Origin of the sequence: Aeoliella sp., assembly GCF_965227375.1 — a bacterium.
Classification (GTDB): Bacteria; Planctomycetota; Planctomycetia; order Pirellulales; family Lacipirellulaceae; genus Aeoliella.
Map to the genome: position 1 here is coordinate 1266427 of NZ_CBDDFX010000001.1, position 24037 is coordinate 1290463.

Here is a 24037-nt window from a genome sequence, read left to right on the forward strand (position 1 = left end):
GCTATGAGAAGGTCCTCTCTCGTCACGCTATTGGTTTTTGCTCTGGCGGCTTGCGCGCGAGCTACCGACGCGCCGGTGGAGCATCCCCTGGAGCCGGCCGTTACGACGAGTCCAAGAGCCACGTTGAAGACCTTTCTGGAGACGTACCGCGAGGTGTACGAGATCGTCCAGAGCGAGGGCATGCGTCGCGGCACGCTGTCCGCCGATCAAGAGCAATACTATCGGCACCGTCTCGCAGGTTGCTTCGACCTCAGCGACATTCCTCCGGCGCTTCTGTCGGCGCAAGCGTCCGAGTCGCTCATTAGCTTGAAGGAAGTTCTCGATCGCATTGAGCTGCCACCCGAGCAAGAGTGGCCCGACGAAGAGGAGGTTGATGAGCAAGAGCTAACGCGATGGACCATCCCCCACACCGAAATCACGATTGCAAAGGTAGCCGAGGGAGAGAAAGCCGGAGAGTGGCTGTTCTCACCGGCTACCGTCGAGCGGGCGCCGGAGTTCTACGAGCGCGTGCAGCATCTACCCTACATCGACCGCCCCACGACCACGCCCGGCGCGTACGACTTCTTTCACGCCGAACCCGGCGACATGCTGCCGCGCAATTGGATCCTCAGCCTACCCCGCTGGTTCCACCAACGACCCGCCGGGCAGGCAATGTGGCAGTGGGTTGGGCTGGCGTGCGTCATGCTGGTGTCGATAGCGGTGATGGTGGGCACCTACGTGCTGGGCATGCGCAGCAGCCGATCGGCCAGGGAAGCTGGGTTTCTGAAATATCTGGCGACGCTCATCTTCCCGATCGTGGCGATGCTAGTGCCACTGCTGACCAACGAATTTATCGAAAGCCAATTGCGAATAACGGGTGGGTTGCTCGTGGCGCTCACCTACTTTTGGAACGTGGTCTTTCTATTCGCCCTGATGATGTTCGTGCTGGGAATCGGCAGCCGACTTGCAGAGTTCGTCATCGCCGCTTCATGGATCAAACCAGGCGGTATGGACGCCCAACTCGTCAGATTGACTTGTCGGGTCGTCACGATTGCCGCGGCGGTTATTGTGCTGCTCGAAGGAGGTCAGCGAATTGGCATCCCGCTCACGACGCTACTGGCGGGAGCCGGGGTAAGCGGGTTGGCAGTCGCCCTGGCGGCCCAAGATACGCTGAAGAACGTCTTTGGCAGCATCATGATCTCGCTCGACAAACCGTACCGCGTGGGCGAGCGAATCGTGGCCAAAGGCTACGACGGAGTGGTGGAAGAGGTCGGGCTGCGGTCCACGAAGATCCGACTGCTGACCGGGCACCTGACCACCATTCCCAATGAAGAGATGGCCCGCTGCGACATCGAGAACATCGGACGCCGCCCTTCGATCCGCCGCGTGTCAGACATTCCGATCCCGCTCGATACCCCGCCCGAGAAAATCGACGAGGCGGTGAACATCATTCGAGAAGTGCTCGACAACCACGAAGGGATGACGCCCGAATTTCCGCCGCGCGTATTCTTCAACGACTTTAATCGCGATTCGTTCAACATTCGCATGATGGTGTGGTACCACCCAGCCGAGTACTGGGACTTCCTGGCATTCAGCCAGCGCGCGAACGAAGAAATCGTCCGCCGTTTTGCGGCAGCAGGCATCGAGTTCGCCCCACCAACCAACGTCACGTACTTTACGCAAGCCGACGAGCGACCACAGCAGATCAACGACGCTACCAAGTCGCAGTAGCGGTGGAGCCTCCCAAACCGGTAACCGGATTCGCAAGAATTCGGACGCGCTGGTCGTGCCTCTGAATTCTTGCGAATCCAGCTACGCTGTGCCTTTGATTTACACCGGCTTGCTGGACAAGTAGATCATCAAGCCAATCACTGCCAGCACGGCGATCGCTAGCCCTAGTAGGATGGGAACCGCCGAGGGTTTTCTGCGTCGGCGACGCCTGACTCGGCGAGGACCGATCGTCGGTAGTTCGCTCGGCTCGGCGCTCGATGGCGCTGCCAGTGGTGCGACACTCGTTGGCCTCGCCACGCGCGGCACGACCTGCGCCGGCGGGGCGGTAGGCGCGCTCGGCGCGGCAGCTGGTACCGGTGGTGGTGCGGCCGGTTTGGGAGTCGGTTTAGGGGGTAGCTCTTTGCGGAGCTTCGCGTCGTAGGTCGGCTTGAGTTTCGGGTTGAGCAAACAAACCCGCACCTTCGCCAGCTCGTTCAACAGCTCCTGCGAATGCGAGCCGTATCGCCCGGTGGCGAAGCTCTTCACGTGCCCCATCTGCCGATCGGCGGCAGCAGCAATCACATCGGGATCGTCCTCGAACACCGTCAAACCCAACAGGCGATAGTGGTTCGGCGGTTGCTCGGACGGCGGGATGCCGAGCCACTTGTGATAAGGGTCGAAGTCGTTGGTAGCTGCTGTGCTCATCGCTTCCGCTGGAATCTTGTCCTGCCGTATTCCCCCGGGCGTGCACGGATTGCCGACTCGCAGGTCCCGATTTGTACGACACCTACCGTAGTTCGCAGGGTTCTCAAGTCTAGAACACAAGCAAATGGCAAGCCTCTAGATTATTATGGTATCAGCCGGCAAAAATAGCCGCAACGCGAAGTGGTGCGGCTGTCGGTACACTCACGCTGCGGAAGAGTAAACATGGCAAAAGTTATCCCCGTTGGAATCGACCTCGGCACGACCCTGTCGGCCGTCAGCTATATCGACGCCGAGGGGCACACCCAGATGATTCGCAACACGACGGGCGGCATCCTTACGCCCAGCGTGGTGCTGTTCGACGACGACAACATCGTGGTGGGCAACCCCGCGTGGGAGGCGGCCGCCGAGTTTCCCGGGCGCGTGGCCGAGAACGCCAAACGCGACGTCGGCGCGGAGCTCTATCGGTACAAGATCGTCGGCCAGCAGTACCCGCCCGAAGTGATCCAGGGCTGCATCTTGCGCCAGTTGCGGCACGACATCGCCGCAGCGATTGGCGAGAACTTTCAGGCGGTGATTACCGTGCCGGCCTACTTCGACGAAGCGCGCCGCAAGATCACCGCCGACGCGGGCAAGATGAGCGGTCTGCCGGTCTTGGACATCGTGAACGAACCAACGGCCGCCGCCCTGGCGTTCGGCGAGCAACTTGGCTACCTGTCGCCCGATGGCGCGCCGGAAGGCGAAATGAAAATCGTGGTGTACGACCTGGGCGGTGGTACGTTCGACGTGACCGTCATGCAGCTCGCCGCCGGCAAGGTGCGCACCCTGGCCACCGATGGCGACTACGAACTGGGCGGAATCCACTTCGATGCCCGCCTGGCCGACCACGCCGCCGAGCAGTTCCGCGCGCTGTATCCCGACGCCCGTGAGTTCGACGACCGCGACAAGGTCCGCTTGCTCCGCGCAGCGCGGGCGGCAAAGCACGACCTTTCCGCACTGCCCATGGCGACGCTGGTGTTCGCGATGGACGAGCAGGAACTGCGGCTGCCGATTTCGCGGGCCGACTTCGAGATGCTCACCGCCGACCTGGTGGAGCGCACCGTGTTCACCACCAACCAAGCGGTGAAAGCAGCCGGCGTGTTGTGGGACCAGGTCGATCGGTTGCTGTTGGTGGGCGGCTCGACCCGCATGCCGGCCATTCGCAAGGCAATGCAGAAGATCTCGGGCCTGAAGCCCGACGACGGAGTGCATCCCGACGAAGCGGTGGCCCGCGGCGCGGCGGTGTTCGCGCGCTATCAAATGGGAGTGCAGGGCATCGACGCTGAGGTGCCAAAGCTCAAGGTGACCGACGTCAACTCGCACGGGCTGGGCATCGAGGGCATCAACCAGGAGACGCTCCGCACGCAAAACGTGACGCTCATCCCGCGGAACACCCCGCTGCCGTACACGGTGACGCGGAAGTTCGTCACCAAGACCGACAACCAGCGAAGCATCAAGATCCAACTTCTCGAAGGCGAAAGTTCACTGCCCGACCAATGCTCGCCGCTGGCGGTGGCTGCCATCAAGCACCTGCCGCCCGGCCTGCCCGCCGGCACGCCCATCACGGTGACGTACGACTACGACACCAGCGGCCGGCTGTCGGTGAGCGCGGCAGTCGAAGGGTTGGGCGAGCAAGCGCAAATCGAACTCGACCGCGTCCGCGGCCTGCCTGAGCAAAGCGTGGAGCGGTGGAAGAAGATCATCTGCCGCGACGGTGGTTACGAAGATTTCGAAGAAGCCGTGGCCGCGATGATCCTGAACGACGACGAAATCGACAAAGCGATGCCGACCAAACCGGCGGAGCCCGCCCCCATCGAGCGCAAGAAACAAACACTCGAGCCGGCCGTCCACACCGGCGCACCGCAAGCAGCGTCGGACCGCCTGCGAAGTCAGCGGCAACAAAACAAAGCCGCCACGGCCGTTTCGACGGCTTCCACCCCGTCGCAACCCAAACCATCGTCAGCAAAGCCGGCCGCGAAACCCCAAGCGAAGAAAGAGAAAGGCGAACTGGTCTGGGGTGAGCAAGAGGACGTTGAAGAATCCTCGTCGCAAGTGGGCATCATCCTCGGCTCGTTCGTCGCGGTGTTCCTCGGGCTGATGATTCTGTACTACGGGGTGTGCTTCTTGAATCCCAAGCTGAACGTACTGGGCCTGCCGCTGCCGGGCGTGAGCGCGCCGGAGGAGAATTCCTCGACGCGGCCATAGAGCGAGTGGGACTCAACACATCGAAGCAATCCGTCGAAAGCAATCAAGGGCCGAATTGGTCTAGGAACAGATTCAAGATGCGGTTTCGCTTTAGTCTTCGTACATGCCTGTTGCTCATTACCATCGTCTGCGCTTGCTTTGGAGTGTGGGAGGCGTTCAGATGGGGGGTCGTCTATTGGGTGTTTCGGCCATCAGAAGTGCGAGAAGACTGGCCATATCCGTTGAATACCCTCCTCGAAAAATCCCCGGCAGGCGCCGTTGACGATGTGAAGGTCTATGACCTTGGTGGTTTGGTAGACCACGAATACCTTTGGCGGTTGAAATGCGACCAACCATTCGTGGATTACATGTTGACCTCTGAAGAACTGAATCCTCTGCAAGACAACACCAAAGTCCCCGATCGATTTTGGAATGAAGATTCAGTTGAGTGGTGGACTCCTGAAGATTGTACGGACTTGAAGTTCTACAAGTCGGTGAATTTTCAACCCGACGAACGTGGGCCAGACGGCGAGTTGCTCTTTGTAGGTTACAGTCAGGAGCATGGAATCCTATTCGTAATCCACAAGTCCAATTTCTAATCCTATTCACTGCCGACAACCCATGTGGACACCAACAATAAAATCGAGGAATATCGAAGCCCTTCGGAATCAGTAGTCTTGGGCGAACCTCTCTTCTGCGTGATCCCCACGGAAGAACACCTCTCTCCAAATCCCGCAAGCATTTGGCGCCAAGAAAAAAACTTCGCTGCAGGTGCAATAGATTCCACGCGGTCTGAGCGAATGGTAGTCGGAGTCAGGGAGTTTCTCGTGTATCGGGATAATCCCGTCTCTTGCAAGACCCATTGTGCAGGGGTGGGTTGAGTACCTGTGGCACTCGGGCGGCATCTGGAACCATGCCGACGCCGGGCGGGACTTCTTCTTTTTGTGACTTGGAACAGAGCAAGGCAACCGATGAAAAACTACACCCCTGCTGCGCGCGGACGGACTGAGCAATTAGAACAACGTAGGATGCTGGCGGCCGACTCCGGCGGCCCTCTTTCGCTCGACCCGCTCGTCGAGTTTCCCCTGGTCGAAGTGGCCGCCGTCGATGGGACGAACAACAATCTGGCGAACCCCGACTGGGGCGCCGCGCTCACCGAGCTGCTGCGACTCACGGCGGAAGAGTACGCCGATGGCGCCGCAACGCCCACCGGCGAAGATCGACCCAGCGCCCGCGAGGTCTCCAACTCGGTGGCCGATCAAACAGAGCTGGAAAGCAACGATCGCTACCTGACCGACTTCGTGTGGATCTGGGGTCAGTTCATCGACCACGACATCGATCTCACCGTCGGCGCCGATCCCAGCGAGGACTTTGCGATCGACGTGCCCACTGGCGATGCATGGTTCGATCCCACCGGCAGTGGCGAAGCGACCATCGGCCTCAGCCGCTCCAATTACACGGTTGACGAAGACGGCGTGCGGCAGCAGATCAACTCGATCACCGCCTACCTCGACGGCTCGGTGGTGTACGGTTCGGACACCGCCGACTCGCTGCGCACATTCGAAGGCGGGCGGATGCTCACCAGCGAGGGCGACCTGCTGCCGATTGGCGAGAGCGGCTTCTTCATGGCCGGCGACATCCGCGCCAACGAGAACGTGGCCCTCACCGCCATGCACACCATCTGGGTCCGCGAGCACAACCGCCTGGCCGATGCCATCGCGGAGGCCGACCCCGCGCTGTCCGACGAAGACGTCTACCAACAAGCGCGGGCGATCGTCACCGCCGAGATCCAGGCGATCACCTACAACGAGTGGCTGCCTGCGCTGTTGGGCGTCGATGCAATCGAGTCGTACCGCGGCTACGATTCGACGGTCAACACATCGATCGCCAACGTGTTTTCGACGGCCGCCTATCGTTTCGGCCACAGCATGCTGTCGACCGAGCTGTTGCGACTCGACGCCGACGGCTCGGTGGCCGACGAGGGCAACCTGTCACTCGCCGACGCGTTCTTCTCGCCCGGCGAAATCACCGAGAACGGCATCGAATCACTGCTGCTGGGCGCCAGCAGTCAGCTTGCCCAGGAGGTTGATACGCAAGTGGTCGACGACGTTCGCAACTTCCTGTTCGGCCCTCCCGGCGCCGGCGGGTTCGACCTGGCGTCGCTCAACATTCAGCGCGGTCGCGATCATGGTCTGGCCGACTACAATCAGGTCCGCGAAGACTATGGCCTGCCGCGCGTGATGAGCTTCACGGAGATCACCTCCGACGCGGACCTGGCTGCGAAGCTCGAAGCGCTGTACGGCAGCGTCGACAACGTTGATCCGTGGGTCGGCATTCTGGCCGAGGATCACGTCGCCGGATCGAGTTTGGGAGAACTCGGGCGGACGATCCTGATTGACCAGTTCACTCGCATTCGCGACGGCGACCGGTTCTGGTACGAGAACCGTTTCGACGGCCCGGCGCTCGACGCGCTGCGGACCACGACGCTCGCCAATGTGATCGAGCGGAACACCACGATCACCGACCTGCGGACCAACTTGTTCTTCGGCGAGGAGGTATTGTACTACGCGGCCAGCCGCGAGTCGGGCAACTTGGACGCCACGGTTCGCGTGGCCGATGGCGACTTGCAACTGGTCGACAACCGATCGCAAGCGGTGCTCGCCAGCGTGGCGGTGGAGTCGGCCGCCAAAGTAATCGTGATGGGCACCCGCGGCGACGACCGCATCGCTGTGCATCCCACCGCGATGAACCTCTCGCTCGAAGGCGGCTTCGTTATCGACGGGCGCGGCGGCCGCCGCGACATGCTCACGCTGGCTGGCGGTCCGAGCTTCGACCGCGTGACCCTCGATGGAGCGTTCGCCGACTTCAGCGGCACCACGGTCCAAGTGGAAGACATCGACCAGTTAGTCGTCGCTCCCGGTGAGGGGCCCGACCAGGTGCAAGTCATCGATCGCGGCGACTACGACCTGGAGATCAACGACGATGCCCGCCGTCGCCGCGACCGTCGCGACTCACCACCGGTCGACGAGCCGATGCCCGACGAGCAGGTCGACACGCGACTCACGCGCCGCGATCGCCGCCGGCGGTAGCTATCGCCCGCGAATTGAAGCGAAAGGTTACCACGACGCCCGCGGTCGAGTAGCACGTTATCCACTAGTCGGAGCATGACCGAGACCGCAAATTGGCCGCGACTTTGCCACCCCTGAGTCGATCGGCGTTCGTTGGTTACCATCAACGCCATGGGTACGAAAGAAAGAGCCGCCCGCTTGTCGAGAGCACTGTGGTGCTTGCCCGCCGGTATTTCACTGGTCTTTCTTCTGTTGACGCTCTACGCTTACTTGGCGACAGAGTCTGAAGAATCGGCTCGTGAGTTCTGGATAAATATTCAGGCACTGGTATTCATTTTCGCTATTTCTTGCTATGGCGGGTACCGCAACTTCGGCCCCATCGTGTTTGTGCCGACAGTCATGGGATTGGTGTGCGCAGCCGTAGACACAGGGGATGATAATGCGTCCGAGATGCTGGTTGCCCTCTGCATGGGTGTGGTGATCGGCCTCTTGATTGACCTGCGTGACGGACTAGGTCGGAGAAGGGAATCTAGCCACAAGAAAGATTAAAATGGCTAGCAGATGGGGGCTCGCGGAGCTCGACCCCAGCCACCCAACGACCAAACGGGAAGTCTCCAGGCCGCATGTCGCATCCAGTCGGCGAGGTGTGTAAGCTAGGGGAGCCTTCCTACCCCTCTCCCCTCCCGGATTCAACATCATGCACGCTCTCCGTATTCTCGCTTGTGTTGCGGCCTGCTCTATGACGGTGTCCCTGGCTTCGGCCCACGAACCGGCGGTGCTGGAGGCCGGGGATGGGTTAAGTTGGTATCGGGGCAACATGCACACCCATTCGCATTGGAGCGACGGCGACGATTATCTCGAGTCGATCGCGTTGTGGTATCGCGACAATGGCTATCAGTTTTTGGTGTTCACCGACCACAACGTGCTGGCCACCACCGAGCGGTGGGTGAAGGTCAGCAAGACCAAGGGTGGCCTGACCGCCTACAAGAAGCTGAAGGAGAATTTTCCCAACTGGATCGAAGAGCGCGGCGCTGACGAGGAGGTGGAGGTCCGTTTGCGGCAGTTCGTCGAAGTGTCGGGGCGGTTGGATCAGCCGGGCAAGTTCCTGCTGGTGCAAGGCGAAGAAATCAGCGACAGCCATCACGGCAAGCCCATCCACATGAACGCCCACAACGTGCAGGAGTTGATTCCTCCCCAAGGCGGGCGTAGCGTGCAGGAGACCATCGAGAATAACTTCCGCGCGGTCCAAGCGCAGCGCGAAGCGACCGGGCAGCCAATGATCATTCATCTGAACCACCCGAATTTTGGCTTCGCGGTAACCGCCGAGGATCTGCTTCGCGTGCGCGGCGAGAAGTTCTTCGAGGTCTACAACGGTCATCCCGGAGTAAACAACACGGGTGACGAGGAGCACCCCGGCACCGAGCGAATCTGGGACATCGTGCTCGCCCAACGAATCGGGGCGTTGAACCTGCCCATGATGTACGGCCTGGCCGTGGACGACGGACACAACTACCACGACTTTCCGAACCGCAAAAGCAACCCCGGTCGCGGCTGGGTGATGGTGCTGGCCAACCAGCTCACGCCCGAAGCGCTGATCGAGTCGCTCGAACACGCCCGCTTCTACGCCTCGAGCGGCGTGTCGCTCAAGCGCGTGGCCACCGACCACGACGGAATGCAAGTGGAAGTCGACCCCGTGCCCGGCGAGACCTACACCATCGAGTTCGTCGGCACGCGCAACACCACCGACTTGGTCGGCCATCCGATCGAAGACGAAGGCGATGAGCCTCGCCACGTAACACACCGCTACTCCGGCGGCATCGGCGAAGTGCTAAAGAAAGTCGAAGGCACCTCGGCCGAGTACAAATTCTCCGGCGACGAATACTACGTCCGCGCCCGCATCACCTCATCGGCCGAACACCCGAACCCCTCGGAGGTCGGCGACTTCAAACAAGCCTGGGTCCAACCGGTGCTCGGCCCGGCCGCGCCGAAGTCGGCGCATGAGCATGAGTAGAAGCCGAATTGCCGCCGCGTGTCATTCCAAGCGGTCCCAGCGTAGCGGCGTAGCCGCAACACTGGGCTGAATGACACAATCCCTTCGGGATACTCAGGCGCCTTGCGCACTATGCCGAAGGCATTCCGTCTCCCAGCGAAGGGTTGCGGCTACGCCGCTACCCTGGAAGGGCCACCTACTCCTTCAACGCCACGCACACAATCTCGCTGTTGTTGCGGGCGAATACGCAGCCTTCGGCGAATGCCGGGTGGGTCCATACCACTTCGCGGCGGAAGGCCTCGCCGTCGGGCTCGATGATTTTCGCTCGCGCTTGGACCTCGAACATGTCGCGCGTCATGTCGCACACTAAGAGCTCGCCCAGTTCGTTGAACAGGAAGTACTTGCCAGTGGGAGTGTGGCGGACGATGAAACCGGTGCCGTGACGCACGCCGGCGGCATCGCTACCGACCAGCACGGCCTCGTCTTCCCACAATCGCTCGCCGGACTCGGGATCGATGGCCATCAGCTTGCTCGACTCAATGTCGCAACCGAAAACAACATCGTCGGCGAAGTACGGAGGAGCGTTGGAGCAATAAACGGCTTTGCGTGGTGCGCTGGACTTCCAAGTGGTCTTCGGATCGCCAGTGCCAACGCCGCCGACCATCATCGCTTCGCCGTAGCAAGTGACGAACATTTGCTCACCCATCTTGCGCGGCACGGCGATCGACATCCCGTACTTCGGTTGGATGGGCTTCGACCATTTCTCCGCGCCGTTTTCGGCGTCGAGAATCGACACGCCGGTGGGATGGAACGCAGCGATGCAAGTTTCGCCTTCCAGCTGCATGGCAATCGGTGCGGCGTAGCCCGGCTGACTGGAGTTGAGCGCGCGCCAGGCTTCCTTACCAGTATTCTTGTTGAACGCCACGATGGCTGTGCCCTGACCGCCCACCAAGGTGTAGACCAGATCGCCTACGACGATCGGGCAGGAAGAATGGCCCCAGATGGGTGTCTTGGTGCCAAACTCTTTCAGGTAGTTCACATGCCACACCAGTTCGCCATCGCTCGTGCGGCGGCAAACCAGGTCGCCTTCGGTGCCGAGCGTGTAAACGTGGTCGCCATCCACGCAAGGTGTCGCCCGCGGACCGCCGGGGTACGAAACGTAGTAGTCGACCGGCATGCCCTTGGTCCAATCGACCTTGCCGGTGGCCGCGTCGATGCAGTGCAGCCGCTCGTTGCCTTTCAGAGCGATCGGCCGGCCAGGATTGTTCTCGATGGTGCCCTCGGTTACTTCGTAGTCGGACAGATAGACCTTGCCGCCGACGACCACAGGACCCGAATAGCCCGGTCCGCACGGCACACGCCATCTGGTTGTGAGGTCGCCATCGCCGAACTGGGTCTTCACTCCCTCGGCATTCCACTCGCTGGCGCTATTGGGCCCCAGCCACTGCGGCCAGTCTTCGGCCGAGGCTGGAATCGCGAGAACACACAACAACAACGCAAACGCGCAACGGACAACCATCATGACAAACCCTCCGGGTGACTGGCGAAACTTGATCGTGGCGAGCCAGTATTGTCGGACAACCGAAGCCGGAAGTCAAAGCAAGATTTCACGAAGGTGGTGGATGACTTAATATGGATTACTGGACACTTTGTGGTTGCAGCAGAACCAATGGATCAAGAAAGCAACAATCCGTTTCTTCCCCCTATCGGCGTCATTCCGGTAAAGAAGCTCCTGCGCGAGCCCGTCTGGCAGTGGCGCGTTGCGTGGACGATCCGCCTTTTGCCGCTAATACTCGCGTACCATGTTGGGCTGGTTGTGCTGAGCCAGTCCTCGATGGCCAGCGAAGAAACCCGCTTCTGGTTCGCGATGTCGTTGGGCCCAATCGTGGTAGCTTACAACGCGTGGTTTGGTACGTTGGTGCTTGGCTGGGGCTGGGGGCTGCTCTTGGCACTGCTTTCAGCCACTCCAGTATTCGGTGTGCCCATCTTGATCGTCTACTACGTCAGGGCAAGGCGAGAGCTGGCGGCATATGGGTGGCGCATTCGCGGATTCTCGTGCCGGCAGATCACATGACTGCCGGAATTCGCCCCAGCTGTGCTAGGATTAAACGAAGCACTTGCCTTCTTACAGCGCGATTTTGACTACAGAACTGGAACCTCTTATGAACTATCGCGGCTGACCCGCCCTGCTTGGTATTGGCTGATCCCCGCACTTAGCTGTCTGCTTCTGAGTGTCATGCTCGGCATCTCGGCGGCGATGGCTTTTGTCGCCAAATTGTTCCGCTAGCCGCAAAATCCCCGGGAATTCGCCCATTCTTCCCAAGTGCCCTGCCATGGTATATTGAGGGGCTATGCGTTCGAGAAATCCGGGGTCGGGGACGACCCGGCTCGCGACCCCCACCTCCCTGACCTCCGGCCTCTAACCGCTGCCTCCATGGACCCTCAGTACATCCGCAACTTTTCGATCATCGCCCACATCGACCATGGGAAGAGCACACTGGCCGACCGCCTGCTGGAGGTAACCGGTACGGTCAGCCAGCGGGAGATGAAGGAGCAGTTGCTCGACGACATGGAACTCGAGCGGCAGCGCGGCATCACCATCAAGGCCAACTCGGTCTCGATGCGCGTCAAACACGAGGGCAAGGAGTACGAGCTGAACTTGATCGACACGCCGGGCCACGTCGACTTTCAGTACGAAGTGTCTCGGTCGCTCACGTGTTGCGAAGGCGCACTGCTGCTGGTCGACGCGTTCCAGGGCGTCGAGGCGCAGACCGTGGCCAATGCTTACAATGCGATCGATCACGACTTGGAGATCGTGCCGGTACTCAACAAGATCGATCTGACCCACGCCCGACCCGACGAGGTGAAAGAGGAGATCGAACACACGCTGGGGCTCGACGCCACGGAGGCCATCGGCTGCAGTGCGAAGACGGGTCTCAACTGCGATCAAGTAATCACAGCGGTGATCGATCGCATCCCACCGCCCACCGGCGACCCCAAAGCGCCGCTGCAGGCGATGGTGTTCGATAGCGTGTACGACGAGTTCCGCGGCGCGATCATCTTTGTCCGCGTCATGAACGGAGTGGTTCGCAAAGGCGACCGCATCAAGTTCCTGCAAGCGGGCACCGAGCACGAAGTGGTCGAGTTGGGCCAGAAGACACCAAAACGCACCGCCAAGCCCAGCCTGTCGGCTGGGCAGGTGGGATACATGGTGTGCAACATCAAATCGCTGGGCCAGGTGCACATCGGCGACACCGTAACCGTCGCCCGCGGCGAACAGGCCAAGCCGCTGCCGGGTTACGAAGAACCAAAGCGGATGGTGTTCTGCGGTCTGTATCCTTCCGATGGCCAGGACTTCGAAACCCTCCGCGAAGCGCTCGGCAAGCTCCAGGTGAACGACCCGAGCTTCATTTTCGAGCCCGAAACGTCCGACGCACTCGGCTTTGGTTTCCGCTGCGGCTTTCTCGGTCTGTTGCACATGGAAATCGTGCAACAACGCCTGGAGCAAGAGGCCGACATCGATCTGGTGCAGACCGCGCCGAACGTGACCTACCAAATCAAGAAAAAAGACGGCGAGTGGCTCGAGGTGCACACGCCCACCCGCGTGCCGGAGATGGGCGAGATCGAAGAGTTCCATCAGCCGATCGTGCGCGTGAGCTTCGTGATGCCCGAGGAGTACGTCGGCGGCATCATGAAACTGTGCGCCGATCGCCGCGGCGTGTTTGTGCGGCAGGAGTACCTCAGCCCCACGCGTGTGATGCTGGTGTACGACATCGCCCTGGCCGAAGTGGTGTACGACCTGCACGACAAGCTCAAGAGCACCACCAAGGGCTACGGCACCATGGACTACGAACTGCGCGGCTACGAGCTGGGCGACCTGGTGCGGATGGATATCCTGGTGAAGAACGAGCGGGTCGACGCGCTATCGATCGTATGCGACCGCCGCGACGCCGACCCCCGCGGCCGTGCAGTGATCAAGAAGCTGAAGAAGGAAATCCCCCGCCACATGTTCGAAGTGGCCCTGCAAGCGGCCATCGGCACCCGCATCGTCGCCCGCGAAACGATCAGCGCGATGCGAAAGAACGTCACCGCCAAATGCTACGGCGGCGACATCAGCCGGAAGCGGAAGCTGTGGGAAAAGCAAAAGGAAGGCAAAAAGCGGATGAAGTCGATCGGCCAGGTCGACATCCCACAAAAGGCGTTCCTGGCGGTGCTGGAGACCGGTGAGGAAGAAGGCAAGGGCGGTGTGAAGTCGCGTTAACGGTGCGCGTCTGCGAGTTGGGCATGCACTTGATTGAGCAATTCAGCGAGTTCCTCTGCGCTAGTCCCATACGTGTCGGGTAGTACTTCGTGGTAGCCAAAGCGACCAAAGTTGCGCTTGGCTGACTTCTCTTCAATGGACGGGTGCCCCTCAACGACGCCTATTCCAACGCGTCTGCCGAAATGCATATCGGCCACTCCAAAGCAGTCGATCTCGCGCCAATCGTAGCTGGTTAATTGATGCCAGCGGATCACCTGCAGCTGACCCCGCGTGATACGAAGCCAGCTGAGCGGTCTGTTCACAACGACGAATGCAACGCTCGCGTAAGTACTGAAGGCTGAGATTACCACCCACCCAATCTTGGGCAATCCCATAGCCACCAAGAACACGCCACCCGCAACAAACACCAGGCTGCCGAACAAGATACCGAGCCACTTCAAGGGACTCGGCCGCAGCGTCACGCCGTCTTCTGCGAGAATCTGATCAGTGTGCATTGGCTTACTGCGAGAACAGGTGCGTGTCGTTCAAGAGCGTGGTGTCGTAGTGATGAAGCGGGAACGCAGATCGAAGCCGCTCTGGAGTTGGAGCAAACTCTCTAATTGGGATGAAGATGAATTCATCACGCGACATGGCAACGTGCAGACGTACGTCGACGCGCATGCTTGAATTCACCACACAGAAATAGGGGTCCAACGTCGACCCTCCGGGCAAACGCCTGGAATGCAATACCGACTTGAGTACTGCTCGCGACTCCGCGGGGACTTTTGGGTCGGTCACATACTCATGTAACACACCAAGCACCTCTTCCTCCGTAACGTTCGGTGAGGGATAAGTGATGATCCCCTCCTGGTCAAAAGGTATCGGCTGGTTGCACTCGGCGAGCACCTGTGCGAGCGGAACCGAGTGATACCAACGATAAACGCGTGGCACACTCCACAGCGCCAGGCACACAAGTAGAGTGAGAATCAGCAACGAGCGGAGTCGAAAGTGGAGTTTGCCGAACATCACGGGCCTTCTGATTGCCGACAGTTCACTCTTCGGATTCCTTACTCAACTCTTCAACGAATCGATCCACTGCTTTCTCAATACGATCGGCTGGCACCCGCTCAAAGCTGATGTAGATCACCACCACGTTATCCGCGTCTTCGCTGAGTTGAATGCTGAACTTCTCTTTTTCGTTCCGCCAAATTCCCATGGTAGGATCCTTGGCGAAATCCTTCATCTCCCACTTGCCATATTCCTTGTTCAGCAACGTTCGAACACGCTCCAGGCCTAGCTTAAGCGGATAGCGAACCGTCGCGGCGTAGTACGTGCCTTCGTCGTCGATGTCGAGGAAGACACTCTCAGGCGCAACGGTATCCTTTACGGACTTCTGGAGTACCACGATCGGCTCATCGGCTGACTTGCTGAAGAACTTGGTGTTCAGCAACCGTATGCCTGATTCCTTGGCAGACTTCGGCTTGGGTGATGCGACTTCGTCTGCCCGTAGGCCCGACGTGAAGAGGACACCAAGTAGGCATGTAGCGATAGCAAAGATTCGGAAATAGGATCGCATTTTGGACACATCCTTTTTAAGGTCCTGTACTTGCGTGGCCATACTTCAAATTTATCCCAACTCGCGCGGTGGAGGAAACATGAAAAGCCCCGAGCCTGCTCGGGGCTTAATTTTTATGGCAGTTACTCAACGACCGCGGAGCGGTCACCCAGCATGTTCCCACGCGGAGCGTGGGAACGAGGACACAGGTTGGTTGCTCGCCTATTCCCGCCAATCGAGCGACGAGAAGCGCTCGTGGGCTGCGCGTTCCAGGTCCTCGCGGTGGTCGGGGTGGGCGATGTCGATCAGGGCTTTGGCCCGTTGGCGGAGGTTCTTGCCGTACAGGTAGGCGACGCCGTTTTCGGTCACTACGTAGTGCACGTGGGCCCGCGTGGTCACAACGCCGGCGCCCAGTTTGAGCATGGCGCTGATGCGGGAGACGCCGCGACGGGTGACCGATGGCAGCGCGATGATCGGTTTGCCGCCGTGCGATAGTGCCGCACCGCGGATGAAGTCCATCTGGCCGCCCACGCCCGAGTAGATCCGCGGGCCGATGGAGTCGGCGCACACCTGGCCGGTGAGGTCGACTTCGATCGCGCTGTTGATCGCGGTGACCTTTGGGTGGCGACGAATCACGGCCGTGTCATTCACGTAGCTGGCTTCCAACATTTCGACCGAAGGATTATCGTCGATAAAGTCGTACACCTTCTGGCTGCCGATGCAGAACGAGCCGACGACCTTACCGGTCTGCCGGGCCTTGAACGCACCGTTGATAACGCCGCTTTCAACCAGATCGACCACTCCGTCGGAGAACATTTCGGAGTGGATGCCGAGGTCCTTGTGATCCTTCAATGCGGCCAGCACCGCGTCGGGGATCGCGCCGATGCCCAACTGCAGCGTTGCGCCGTCCTCCACCAACTCGGCCACGTGCTTGCCGATCGCCCGTTCGACAGGCGTCGCTTCGGCCGTGTGGTGGGCGTGCAGCGGCTCGTCGTGCTCGACCGCGAAGTCGATGTCCGACATGTGCACCAAACCATGCCCGTGCGTGCGGGGCATATGCTTGTTGACCTGGGCAATCACGACCTTGGCCGAATCGGCCGCGGCCCGCGAAGCATCCACCGAAACGCCCAGCGAACAAAAGCCGTGGTTGTCAGGCGGAGAGACGTGAATCAAGGCCACGTCGAGCGGCAACCCGCCGCTGCGGAGGAGTTTGGGAACCTCGCTCAGAAAGATCGGGATGTAGTCGGCGTAACCTTCATTCACCGCCGGCCGAACGTTGGCGCCCACGAAGAACGAATTCGAGTAGATGTGCCCCTGCAAATTGGGCGACGCGTAAGGCGCTGCGCCCTCGGTGTGCAGATGGATGGTTTCGACCTGGTCGACGTCTTTGGCGCGCCGGCCGAGCGCCTGCACCAGGGCCTGCGGCGCGGCGGCCGCGGTGTGGATGAACACGCGGTGGCCGGATTTTACGACGTCTAGAGCTTCATCGGCGGTAGTAGTCTTCACGGAGGACCTCTTCTTGCTCACGCATGCGATGGCGGAGATAGGACAAAAATCGCAGTTGGCTTGTGGCCTATCGCTGCGACCTCAGTAGTAAAGCATCGTCAGAACGATACCACCGCCTTGCCCTCTATTCTGCACCGCGAGGTCCATTGCGCCGAGTGTGCGAAATCAGGCCGGCGCGCAGAATGGGCGGAAAGTGCAGCCAATAGCGTGCGTTTCCGCCCGCGCTCCATCAACCGAGCGCTACCGCTTCCCGGCCCGGGCTAATTCGGGCCTGCGCGGAGTGTTGTCGTGCGACAGCAGGCCATCCGGGCCGACGAAGTAGTTGTTGTTGCCTTCGACCACCAGGTTGAACGCTTCCTCTTCGATGTCGGTACTGACAACCGCACGGATCGCGATTGGCATTCCGTTGGCCGACAGGACTCGGTCGCCTTGTTCGAGCTCCTTGGCCATCCGCCATCCGGTGCCTTCCACCCAGAAGGGATGGCCCGGCGTGGCCAGCAGTTGGTAGCCCTCGGTGGCAATTCGCAGCAGCGGACTCGGCTGGCGGATGGTGGTCTCCAGCACCGGGCGGAAGCACCGCTCGCCGGTTCGCTCGTCCATGGTCAGCACCACGTCGCCGGCCGTGAGCGTCTCGATGGCCTGCGTGCCGGTCTTGGTCCACACCAGCGTGCCAGCGGCGAAGCATTCGCAGGACGGCGGTGGTGGCGTGATGTACGTGAGATACGTTCGGTATTCAATCGTCTCTTCCGATTTCTCGTAGCCATTTTCCTCGCGCCAATAGTCCCACCACAGCGTGGGATCGTTGCCGAGGTCCTCTCCGGTTACCTCCTGCAACACCGAGACGATGCGGCCATTGAGACGCTTGCGGCTGGCGTTGATGCGATCGGCTCGGTTCTCGAGTCTCGACGCATCGCGAGCGATGAGTTGCCATTGAGAGTAGGAAGCTCGTTCGGCTCGCTGCGCTTCACGCACGAACTGGGCGACATCGGCAGCGGCGGGCAGCCTCGATCGAATAGACGCTGAAACTGACGATTCCGTCACATAGTCGGCGTCGGGGCCTTCGGCGAAGAATTCATGGGTGTAGCTGATCCGTCCGGTGGAGCTACGGGTCGTTTCGACTTTGGTTTCGATGATCGGCGATAGTCCGGCGATCAGATCGGGGATCACCTCGTAATCTGGCCGCTCTTTGATTATTTGAATGGCCTCCCAACGCAGATTCCGATCGTTGCAGAGCACACCGATGCGCACCAGCGAAGCAGACGCTTCGTGACTGGGCAAACGCTCGAGTGCGGAGAGAAACTTGGCGCAGAGTTGCCGGTTACGTTCGCGATTGGTGGACGACTCTTTCTCCAGCCCAAAAATCAGATTCTCGAACTCGGTGATGGCCGACTCGTCCACCACCGCTTCAACATCGGCGAGCGCACGGGCGGCCTGGTCGCCACCGGCCCTGAGCGCTCTTCGCCATCCGGTAATTCGAGTCCGCCAGGTCGCGTTCCGTTTTCGGAGCTTCCGCAATTCGGCCAAGACTTGTTCCGCTTCGTCGTTGGGAAGCAATTGGTTGCCCACCCATCGGCTGTCCAACGCTCGCAGCGCTTCTTTGTTGTCGCGATCGGCATCCAGCACTTGCAGCCAGTGGTAGCGTGCTTCGTCTTTCAGGCCGTTTCGTTTGCACCATTTGGCCAGCTGGTACTGGTCGCCGGTCGACTGGGAGGCCATTTGCCGATGTCCCAGATACTGGTCGATCTCACGGCTTCCGCTGGCCTCGCCCTGAACGGTAGCGATCGGCTTCCACTCGCCATCGACCCGCATTTGGCCGCGCGCCCAGCGAGCGGGGGCGTGATTCGGCGACACTTGGAGCACTTGGTCGAGCAACTGCTCGCGAAGTTCCATATCGCCCGAGGCCCCGGCCGCCAAGGCTTCGCGTGTCATTCGCTCGGCCAACCCGCGGTTCACACTGCTTTCCGCCGCGACGGACATCGAAGCCGCGCCGACGCAAAGTCCCACTACCATCCAAAGCTTAGTAGTCACGTTTCCCCCCAATTATTTACAGAACCGTAAACGGTTCGCGGCTACCGCTTCCCGGCACGCGCCAGTTCGGGTCGTCGTTGAGTGTTGTCGTGCGACAACAGTCCCTCCGGGCCGACGAAATAATTGTTGTTGCCTTCGACCACCAGGTTGAACGCCTCCTCTTCGACGTCGGAACTGGTGACCGTGCGGATCTCGATGGGCATTCCGTTGGCCGACAGGATCCGGTCGCCCTGCTCGAGTTCCTTGGCCATTCGCCATCCGGTGCCTTCGACCCAGAAGGGGTGGCCCGGCGTGGCCAGCAGTTGGTAGCCCTCGGTGGCGATTCGCAAGAGCGGACTCGGCTGGCGGATCGTGGTGTCGAGCACCGGGCGGAAGCACCGCTCGCCGGTTCGCTCGTCCATGGTCAGCACCACGTCGCCGGCCGTGAGTGTCTCGATGGCCTGAGTGCCGGTCTTGGTCCACACCAGCGTACCAGCGGCGAAGCACTCGCAACGCCCGCCCCCTCCACCGCCCCCTCCACCGCCCGATGGCGGCAGGGCGCTGGGAGGCAGTTCGGTCACTTCCGGCATGTCGTAGGTCTCCACGGTCCGATAGGCGACCGTCTCGCGCGATTCGTCGTAGCCATTCTCCTCGCGCCAGTAGTCCCACCATGGCAAGGGATTGTTGCCAAAGTCCTCCCCGGTCACCGAGCGTAGCACGGTAACGATCCGCTCGTTAAGCTGCTCGCGACTGGTATTGGCCTGGTTGGCCATCTGCTCCAATCGCACCGCTTCCTGATACGACCGCGCAGCGGCGGCATTTGATCGTCGTTCGGCACGCGCCACCGCGCGGCGCACGGACGCCACGTCGGAGCCGGCCTGCACAATGACCGGCGTGTTTAGCGTTTTGGACAACTCGGCAACGTAGTCGGTGTCGGCCCCTTCGGCCACGAATTGATGGCTGTAGTTAAGTCGGCCGTTCTCCGAACGTGTGATATCGAATCGACTCTCGATCAGCGGCGACAAGCCCGTTATCAGCACCGGCACCACTTCGTAGGTGGGACGATCGTGAAGCGTTTCGGTGGCCACCTCGCGCAGCGAGGCGTCGTCGGCCAGCACGGCCACGCGGGTGATCGCCAGGCTCGCCTCGTAGCTGGGCAAACGGCCGAGAGCCGAGACGTAGGCTTTCAACATTTGTACCGATCGCTCGGTTTCGGCCGGATACTTGCCGCGACGGCGCGCGGCCAGTTTCTCGAACTCCGTGATCGCCGACTCATCCACCACCGCTTCGATTTCCGCGAGCGCCTGGGCGGCCTCGTCGCCACCGGCCGTCAGTGATCGATGCCATCCAGCGATCCTTGTTCGCCAGTCGGCATTCACCTTGCGAAGCTTCCGCTGCTCGGCGACGATTTCCTCGGCCTGGTCGCTAGGGAGCAATTGATCGCCCACCCACTGCGAATCAAGCGCACGCAGCGCCAGGCGGTTGTCGCGATCGGCAGACAACACCTGCAACCAGTGGTAGCGGGCTTCGTCGTTCAGGTCGTTGCGCTCGCACCACCTGGCCAGTTGGAACTGGTCGTCGGGCGTCGCTCCGGCTTGCTGTCGGAGCTGCAAGTATTCGTCGATCCGTCGGTTCTCGCTGGCCGCGTCTTGGATGGCGACGATCGGCTTCCACTCGCCATCGACCTGCATCTCGCCACGCGCCCAATGGGCGGGGGAATGATCGGGCGCGATGCGCAGCACCTGATCGAGCAGCTGCTCGCGCAGATCCATGTCGCCGACCGCGCCGGCTGCCAAGGCTTCGCGAGTCATTCGCTCGGCTAGACCTTGGTGCACACTGTTGTCTGTGGCGCCAACGACCGACGCAGTACCGAGGGCGAGGGCGAGGGCAAGTGCTGCTGAGAGCTTAATCGACATAATCTTCCCGTTAACTTGGTTTAACTAACTCACTCGATTCGAAATCACCACTGGCCGGCGCGGGCCAATTCGGGCTTGCGCGGCGTATTGTCGTGCGACAAGAGACCATCCGGTCCCACGAAATAGTTGCTGTTGTCTTCGACAATCAGGTTGAACGCTTCCTCTTCGACGCCCGAGCTGGAAATTGCCTGGATCTCGATCGGCGCGCCTTGGGCCGACAACACTCGATCGCCCGCTTCCAACTCCTTGGCCATCTGCCAACCAGTGCCCTCCACCCAGAAGGGATGTCCTGGCGTGGCCAGCAACTCAAAGCTACCGGTGGCGATTCGTACTAGAGGGCTGGGCTGGCGAAGGGTGGTCACAAGCACGGGACGGAAGCAACGCTCGCCGGTCCGCTGGTCCATGGTCAGCACCAGGTCGCCAGCGGTGAGCGACTCGATCGGATGCCTGCCGGTCTTGGTCCACACCAGCGTGCCAGCGGCGAAGCAGGAGATTCTCGGCACTCTGCGGCGGTATTCAACCTCTGGCGGCAGATCGGTCACTTGGGGTACATCGTAAGTTTGGCTCGTCCTGTAGGCGATCGTCTCGCGAGATTCGTCGTAGCCATTCTCCTCGCGCCAGTAGTCCCACCACAGTAAGGGATTGTCGCCGAAGCTCTCTCCGGTCACCGAAGCCAGGACCGCAACGATCCGCTCGTTAAGCTGCTGGCGACTGGAGTTGGCTTCGCTCGCCAGCCGCTCCAGGCGCATGGCCTCTTCATAGAACTGCCACGCCACTGCGTCGGATCGCTGTTTGGCCAGCAGCCTCGCGCGGAGTACAGCATCCAATCTCGATTCGGCCTGCACGACAATCGGTGAATTGAGCGTGGTGGACGACTCGGCCAAGTAGTCGGTGTCGGCTCCTTCGGCCTCGAAGTGATGGCTGTAGTTGAGTCGACCGTATTCCGAACGCGTGATATCAAACCGACTCTCGATCAGCGGCACAAGCCCTGTGAGCAGCACAGGCACGACTTCGTAGCTGGGACGATCCTTGAGCGACTCGGTTGCCATCTTGCGCAGCGAAGCATCGTCGGCCAGCACGGCCACGCGAGTAATCGCAAGGCTCGCCTCGTAGCTCGGCAATCGGTCGAGCGACGAGATGTAGGCTTTCAGCAACTGCACCGATCGCTCGGCTTCGGCTGGATGCTTGCCGCGACTTCGTGCGGCCAGCTTCTCGAACTCCGTAATCGCCGACTCGTCCACTACCGCTTCGACTTCCGCGAGCGCGCGGGCGGCCTCGTCGCCACCGGCCGCCAGCGCTCGCTGCCATCCAGCCATCCTTGTTCGCCACTTGGCATTCACTTTGTTGAGCTTCCTCTGCTCCGCGAGGAACTGGTCGGCCCGATCGGAGGGAAGCAGATTGTTCCCCACTCGTTGCAAATCCAAGGCACGCAGCGCTTGCCGATTGTCCCGATCGGCGGCCAGCACTTGCAGCCAATGGTAACGGGCTTCGTCGTTCAGGTCGTTCAGCTCGCACCACTCTGCGAGCTGGAACTGGTCGTTGGGCGTGGCGGCGCGCTGGCGAAGCCGCAGGTACTCGTCGATCTGCCGGTTCTGGCTGGCTTCGTCCTGGATGGCGACAATCGGTTTCCACTCGCCATCGACCTGCATCTCGCCACAGGCCCAATGGGCCGGGGCATGGTCGGGTGCGACGCGCAGCACTTGAGTGAGCAACTGCTCGCGCAGGTCCATATCGCCCGCCGCTCCCGCCGCCAGGGCTTCGCGGGTCATTCGTTCGGCCAAGCCGCTGGTCACCGAATCCTCGTTGGCAACCGACGTTGCGGCGAGGGGCAGCAACACTGCTGAGACCAACATGACAGTACGCATCGCGGATTCCAGGCTAAGTGGGAGAAAGTGGCTCCTTTCCGCATTCGTAATTATGGGGGAGGTTTATTCGCCCAAGCAAGGCTTTTTGACGAATGTTAAACTGGGTAAAGCCCCCTTGTCGTCAATCGCTCCACGTAGTCCATTCACTCCATGCCACGAGCCGCCTACGTTCATGTTCCGTTCTGCGCACACCGGTGCGGATACTGCAATTTCGCGCTGGTCGCCGGGCGGGCGGATTTGGTGCCGGCGTACCTCGATGCGGTCGAACGCGAACTCCGCGAGCAGCTCCATAAGCCGAGCGAAGTCGACACGCTCTACTTCGGCGGTGGCACCCCCACGCAGCTCGGCGCGGAGGGGCTTTCGCGGTTGGCCGAACTGTGCACCCACTGGCACCCGCTGGCCGCCGGGTACGAGTGGACCGTCGAAGCCAACCCGGCCGACATGCTCGACGCGGTCGCCCGCGCGATGGCCACGGCCGGAGTCAATCGGCTGAGCCTTGGCAGCCAGTCTTTCTGCGCCGCCAAGCTGGAGTTGCTGGAACGCGACCACCGCGCGGATGACATTCGGCGTTCGGTCATTCTGGCGCGGCAGCACAACATGGCGGTGTCGCTCGACTTGATCTTCGCCGCGCCCGGCGAAACGCTCGACGAGTGGCTTGATGATTTGCAGCAAGCCATCGATCTCGCGCCCGAGCACATTTCGGTCTATGGACTCACGTTCGAGAAGGGCACGACCTACTGGGGCCGCCGCGAGCGCGGCGAGATGCAAGCCGCCGAGGACGAACTGGAGCGCGACATGTACCTGGCGGCCATCGACCAGCTTGCCGCGGCGGGCTTCGAGCACTACGAGGTATCGAACTTCGCGCGCCCAGGTCATCGCAGCCGCCATAACGAAGCGTACTGGCGTGGCGACGAGTACTACGCCGTGGGGCCCGGCGCAGCGCGGTACGTGGCCGGAGTGCGCGAGACCAATCATCGCAGCACCACCACCTACTTGAAGCGAGTGCTAGCCGGCGAGTCGGCCGTGGCCGAGCGAGAGCAACTCGACGAGGAGTCCCGCGCCCGCGAGCGATTGGTATTCGCGTTGCGGCGGCTCGAAGGGTTGCGGCGCGACGAATTCCAGCAGGCGACCAGCTACTCGATCGATGAACTCGCTGGCGCGGCGATCGAGCGGTTCGTCGAACTCGACTTGCTGGCAGACGACGGCCAGCAGATACGTCTTACGCGGGAAGGGCTCTTGGTGAGCGACGCGATGTGGCCCGAGATGCTCTGAGGCA

Annotated in this window: 18 protein-coding genes; 9 read left to right on the forward strand and 9 right to left on the reverse strand. The window is 61.1% G+C overall.

Going from position 1 to position 24037, the window contains the following annotated elements:
• Positions 1-3: 3 nt before the first annotated feature.
• The gene (locus tag ACQK2L_RS05260) at positions 4-1710 is read left to right on the forward strand and encodes a mechanosensitive ion channel family protein (protein ID WP_425395881.1); all 1707 of its coding nucleotides are present in this window, start codon (positions 4-6) and stop codon (positions 1708-1710) included.
• A gap of 99 nt (positions 1711-1809) precedes the next feature.
• Here the strand turns inward: ACQK2L_RS05260 and ACQK2L_RS05265 are convergent, their stop codons facing one another.
• A complete protein-coding gene (locus ACQK2L_RS05265) occupies positions 1810-2394 on the reverse strand; it encodes a hypothetical protein (protein WP_425395882.1) in 585 nt (194 codons plus the stop codon).
• A 222-nt stretch (positions 2395-2616) separates the two neighbouring features.
• Between ACQK2L_RS05265 and ACQK2L_RS05270 the strand changes: the two genes are divergently transcribed.
• The 5 genes from ACQK2L_RS05270 (at position 2617) to ACQK2L_RS05290 (ending at position 9693) form a co-directional block, all read left to right on the forward strand.
• On the forward strand, positions 2617-4635 hold the full coding sequence (locus ACQK2L_RS05270; protein ID WP_425395883.1) for an Hsp70 family protein: 2019 nt from the start codon (positions 2617-2619) through the stop codon (positions 4633-4635).
• Positions 4636-4712: 77 nt separating this feature from the next.
• Positions 4713-5213 carry a hypothetical protein gene (locus tag ACQK2L_RS05275; protein WP_425395884.1) on the forward strand — a complete coding sequence of 167 codons (501 nt, stop codon included), beginning with the start codon at positions 4713-4715 and terminating at the stop codon, positions 5211-5213.
• A 372-nt stretch (positions 5214-5585) separates the two neighbouring features.
• Positions 5586-7703, forward strand: a complete 2118-nt coding sequence (locus ACQK2L_RS05280) for a peroxidase family protein (RefSeq protein WP_425395885.1) — start codon at positions 5586-5588, stop codon at positions 7701-7703.
• 150 nt (positions 7704-7853) lie between these two features.
• Entirely contained in the window at positions 7854-8231 is a 378-nt protein-coding gene (locus ACQK2L_RS05285) for a hypothetical protein (protein WP_425395886.1), read from the forward strand.
• Between the two features lie 148 nt (positions 8232-8379).
• Positions 8380-9693 (forward strand): hypothetical protein, encoded by a 1314-nt coding sequence (locus ACQK2L_RS05290; RefSeq protein ID WP_425395887.1) that lies wholly within the window; start codon positions 8380-8382, stop codon positions 9691-9693.
• A 175-nt stretch (positions 9694-9868) separates the two neighbouring features.
• Here ACQK2L_RS05290 and ACQK2L_RS05295 read toward each other — a convergent pair whose 3' ends face one another.
• Positions 9869-11194: a PQQ-binding-like beta-propeller repeat protein gene (locus ACQK2L_RS05295; protein ID WP_425395888.1), complete on the reverse strand. Its 1326-nt coding sequence runs from the start codon at positions 11192-11194 to the stop codon at positions 9869-9871.
• 48 nt (positions 11195-11242) lie between these two features.
• On the opposite strand from ACQK2L_RS05295, the gene ACQK2L_RS05300 reads away from it, so the two are divergent.
• Both ACQK2L_RS05300 and lepA read left to right on the forward strand, forming a co-directional pair.
• Positions 11243-11746 carry a hypothetical protein gene (locus ACQK2L_RS05300; protein WP_425395889.1) on the forward strand — a complete coding sequence of 168 codons (504 nt, stop codon included), beginning with the start codon at positions 11243-11245 and terminating at the stop codon, positions 11744-11746.
• Between the two features lie 360 nt (positions 11747-12106).
• Positions 12107-13933, forward strand: coding sequence for a translation elongation factor 4 (lepA, locus tag ACQK2L_RS05305; RefSeq protein WP_425395890.1), 1827 nt, complete (start codon positions 12107-12109; stop codon positions 13931-13933).
• On the opposite strand, the gene ACQK2L_RS05310 is transcribed toward lepA, so the two are convergent.
• From ACQK2L_RS05310 to ACQK2L_RS05340, 7 genes are all read right to left on the reverse strand, one after another.
• Complete coding sequence (locus tag ACQK2L_RS05310) at positions 13930-14427, reverse strand: hypothetical protein (protein ID WP_425395891.1); 498 nt, start codon at positions 14425-14427, stop codon at positions 13930-13932. The genes lepA and ACQK2L_RS05310 overlap by 4 nt on opposite strands.
• A 4-nt stretch (positions 14428-14431) precedes the next feature.
• Entirely contained in the window at positions 14432-14938 is a 507-nt protein-coding gene (locus tag ACQK2L_RS05315; RefSeq protein ID WP_425395892.1) for a hypothetical protein, read from the reverse strand.
• A 25-nt stretch (positions 14939-14963) separates the two neighbouring features.
• A complete protein-coding gene (locus ACQK2L_RS05320; protein ID WP_425395893.1) occupies positions 14964-15488 on the reverse strand; it encodes a hypothetical protein in 525 nt (174 codons plus the stop codon).
• A gap of 201 nt (positions 15489-15689) precedes the next feature.
• Entirely contained in the window at positions 15690-16973 is a 1284-nt protein-coding gene (locus ACQK2L_RS05325) for an acetyl-CoA hydrolase/transferase family protein (RefSeq protein WP_425395894.1), read from the reverse strand.
• A 240-nt stretch (positions 16974-17213) separates the two neighbouring features.
• A complete protein-coding gene (locus ACQK2L_RS05330) occupies positions 17214-19001 on the reverse strand; it encodes a polymorphic toxin-type HINT domain-containing protein (protein ID WP_425395895.1) in 1788 nt (595 codons plus the stop codon).
• A gap of 41 nt (positions 19002-19042) precedes the next feature.
• Complete coding sequence (locus ACQK2L_RS05335; protein WP_425395896.1) at positions 19043-20896, reverse strand: polymorphic toxin-type HINT domain-containing protein; 1854 nt, start codon at positions 20894-20896, stop codon at positions 19043-19045.
• 44 nt (positions 20897-20940) lie between these two features.
• Complete coding sequence (locus tag ACQK2L_RS05340) at positions 20941-22761, reverse strand: polymorphic toxin-type HINT domain-containing protein (RefSeq protein ID WP_425395897.1); 1821 nt, start codon at positions 22759-22761, stop codon at positions 20941-20943.
• Between the two features lie 150 nt (positions 22762-22911).
• Between ACQK2L_RS05340 and hemW the strand changes: the two genes are divergently transcribed.
• The gene (hemW, locus tag ACQK2L_RS05345; RefSeq protein ID WP_425395898.1) at positions 22912-24033 is read left to right on the forward strand and encodes a radical SAM family heme chaperone HemW; all 1122 of its coding nucleotides are present in this window, start codon (positions 22912-22914) and stop codon (positions 24031-24033) included.
• Positions 24034-24037: the final 4 nt, after the last annotated feature.

Coding starts and splice junctions, on each gene's coding strand:
- ACQK2L_RS05260 (WP_425395881.1), top strand. CDS start 4: ATGAGAAGGTCCTCTCTCGTCACGCTATTGGTTTTTGCTCTGGCGGCT.
- ACQK2L_RS05265 (WP_425395882.1), bottom strand. CDS start 2,394: ATGAGCACAGCAGCTACCAACGACTTCGACCCTTATCACAAGTGGCTC.
- ACQK2L_RS05270 (WP_425395883.1), top strand. CDS start 2,617: ATGGCAAAAGTTATCCCCGTTGGAATCGACCTCGGCACGACCCTGTCG.
- ACQK2L_RS05275 (WP_425395884.1), top strand. CDS start 4,713: ATGCGGTTTCGCTTTAGTCTTCGTACATGCCTGTTGCTCATTACCATC.
- ACQK2L_RS05280 (WP_425395885.1), top strand. CDS start 5,586: ATGAAAAACTACACCCCTGCTGCGCGCGGACGGACTGAGCAATTAGAA.
- ACQK2L_RS05285 (WP_425395886.1), top strand. CDS start 7,854: ATGGGTACGAAAGAAAGAGCCGCCCGCTTGTCGAGAGCACTGTGGTGC.
- ACQK2L_RS05290 (WP_425395887.1), top strand. CDS start 8,380: ATGCACGCTCTCCGTATTCTCGCTTGTGTTGCGGCCTGCTCTATGACG.
- ACQK2L_RS05295 (WP_425395888.1), bottom strand. CDS start 11,194: ATGATGGTTGTCCGTTGCGCGTTTGCGTTGTTGTTGTGTGTTCTCGCG.
- lepA (WP_425395890.1), top strand. CDS start 12,107: ATGGACCCTCAGTACATCCGCAACTTTTCGATCATCGCCCACATCGAC.
- ACQK2L_RS05310 (WP_425395891.1), bottom strand. CDS start 14,427: ATGCACACTGATCAGATTCTCGCAGAAGACGGCGTGACGCTGCGGCCG.
- ACQK2L_RS05315 (WP_425395892.1), bottom strand. CDS start 14,938: ATGTTCGGCAAACTCCACTTTCGACTCCGCTCGTTGCTGATTCTCACT.
- ACQK2L_RS05320 (WP_425395893.1), bottom strand. CDS start 15,488: ATGCGATCCTATTTCCGAATCTTTGCTATCGCTACATGCCTACTTGGT.
- ACQK2L_RS05335 (WP_425395896.1), bottom strand. CDS start 20,896: ATGTCGATTAAGCTCTCAGCAGCACTTGCCCTCGCCCTCGCCCTCGGT.
- ACQK2L_RS05340 (WP_425395897.1), bottom strand. CDS start 22,761: ATGCGTACTGTCATGTTGGTCTCAGCAGTGTTGCTGCCCCTCGCCGCA.
- hemW (WP_425395898.1), top strand. CDS start 22,912: ATGCCACGAGCCGCCTACGTTCATGTTCCGTTCTGCGCACACCGGTGC.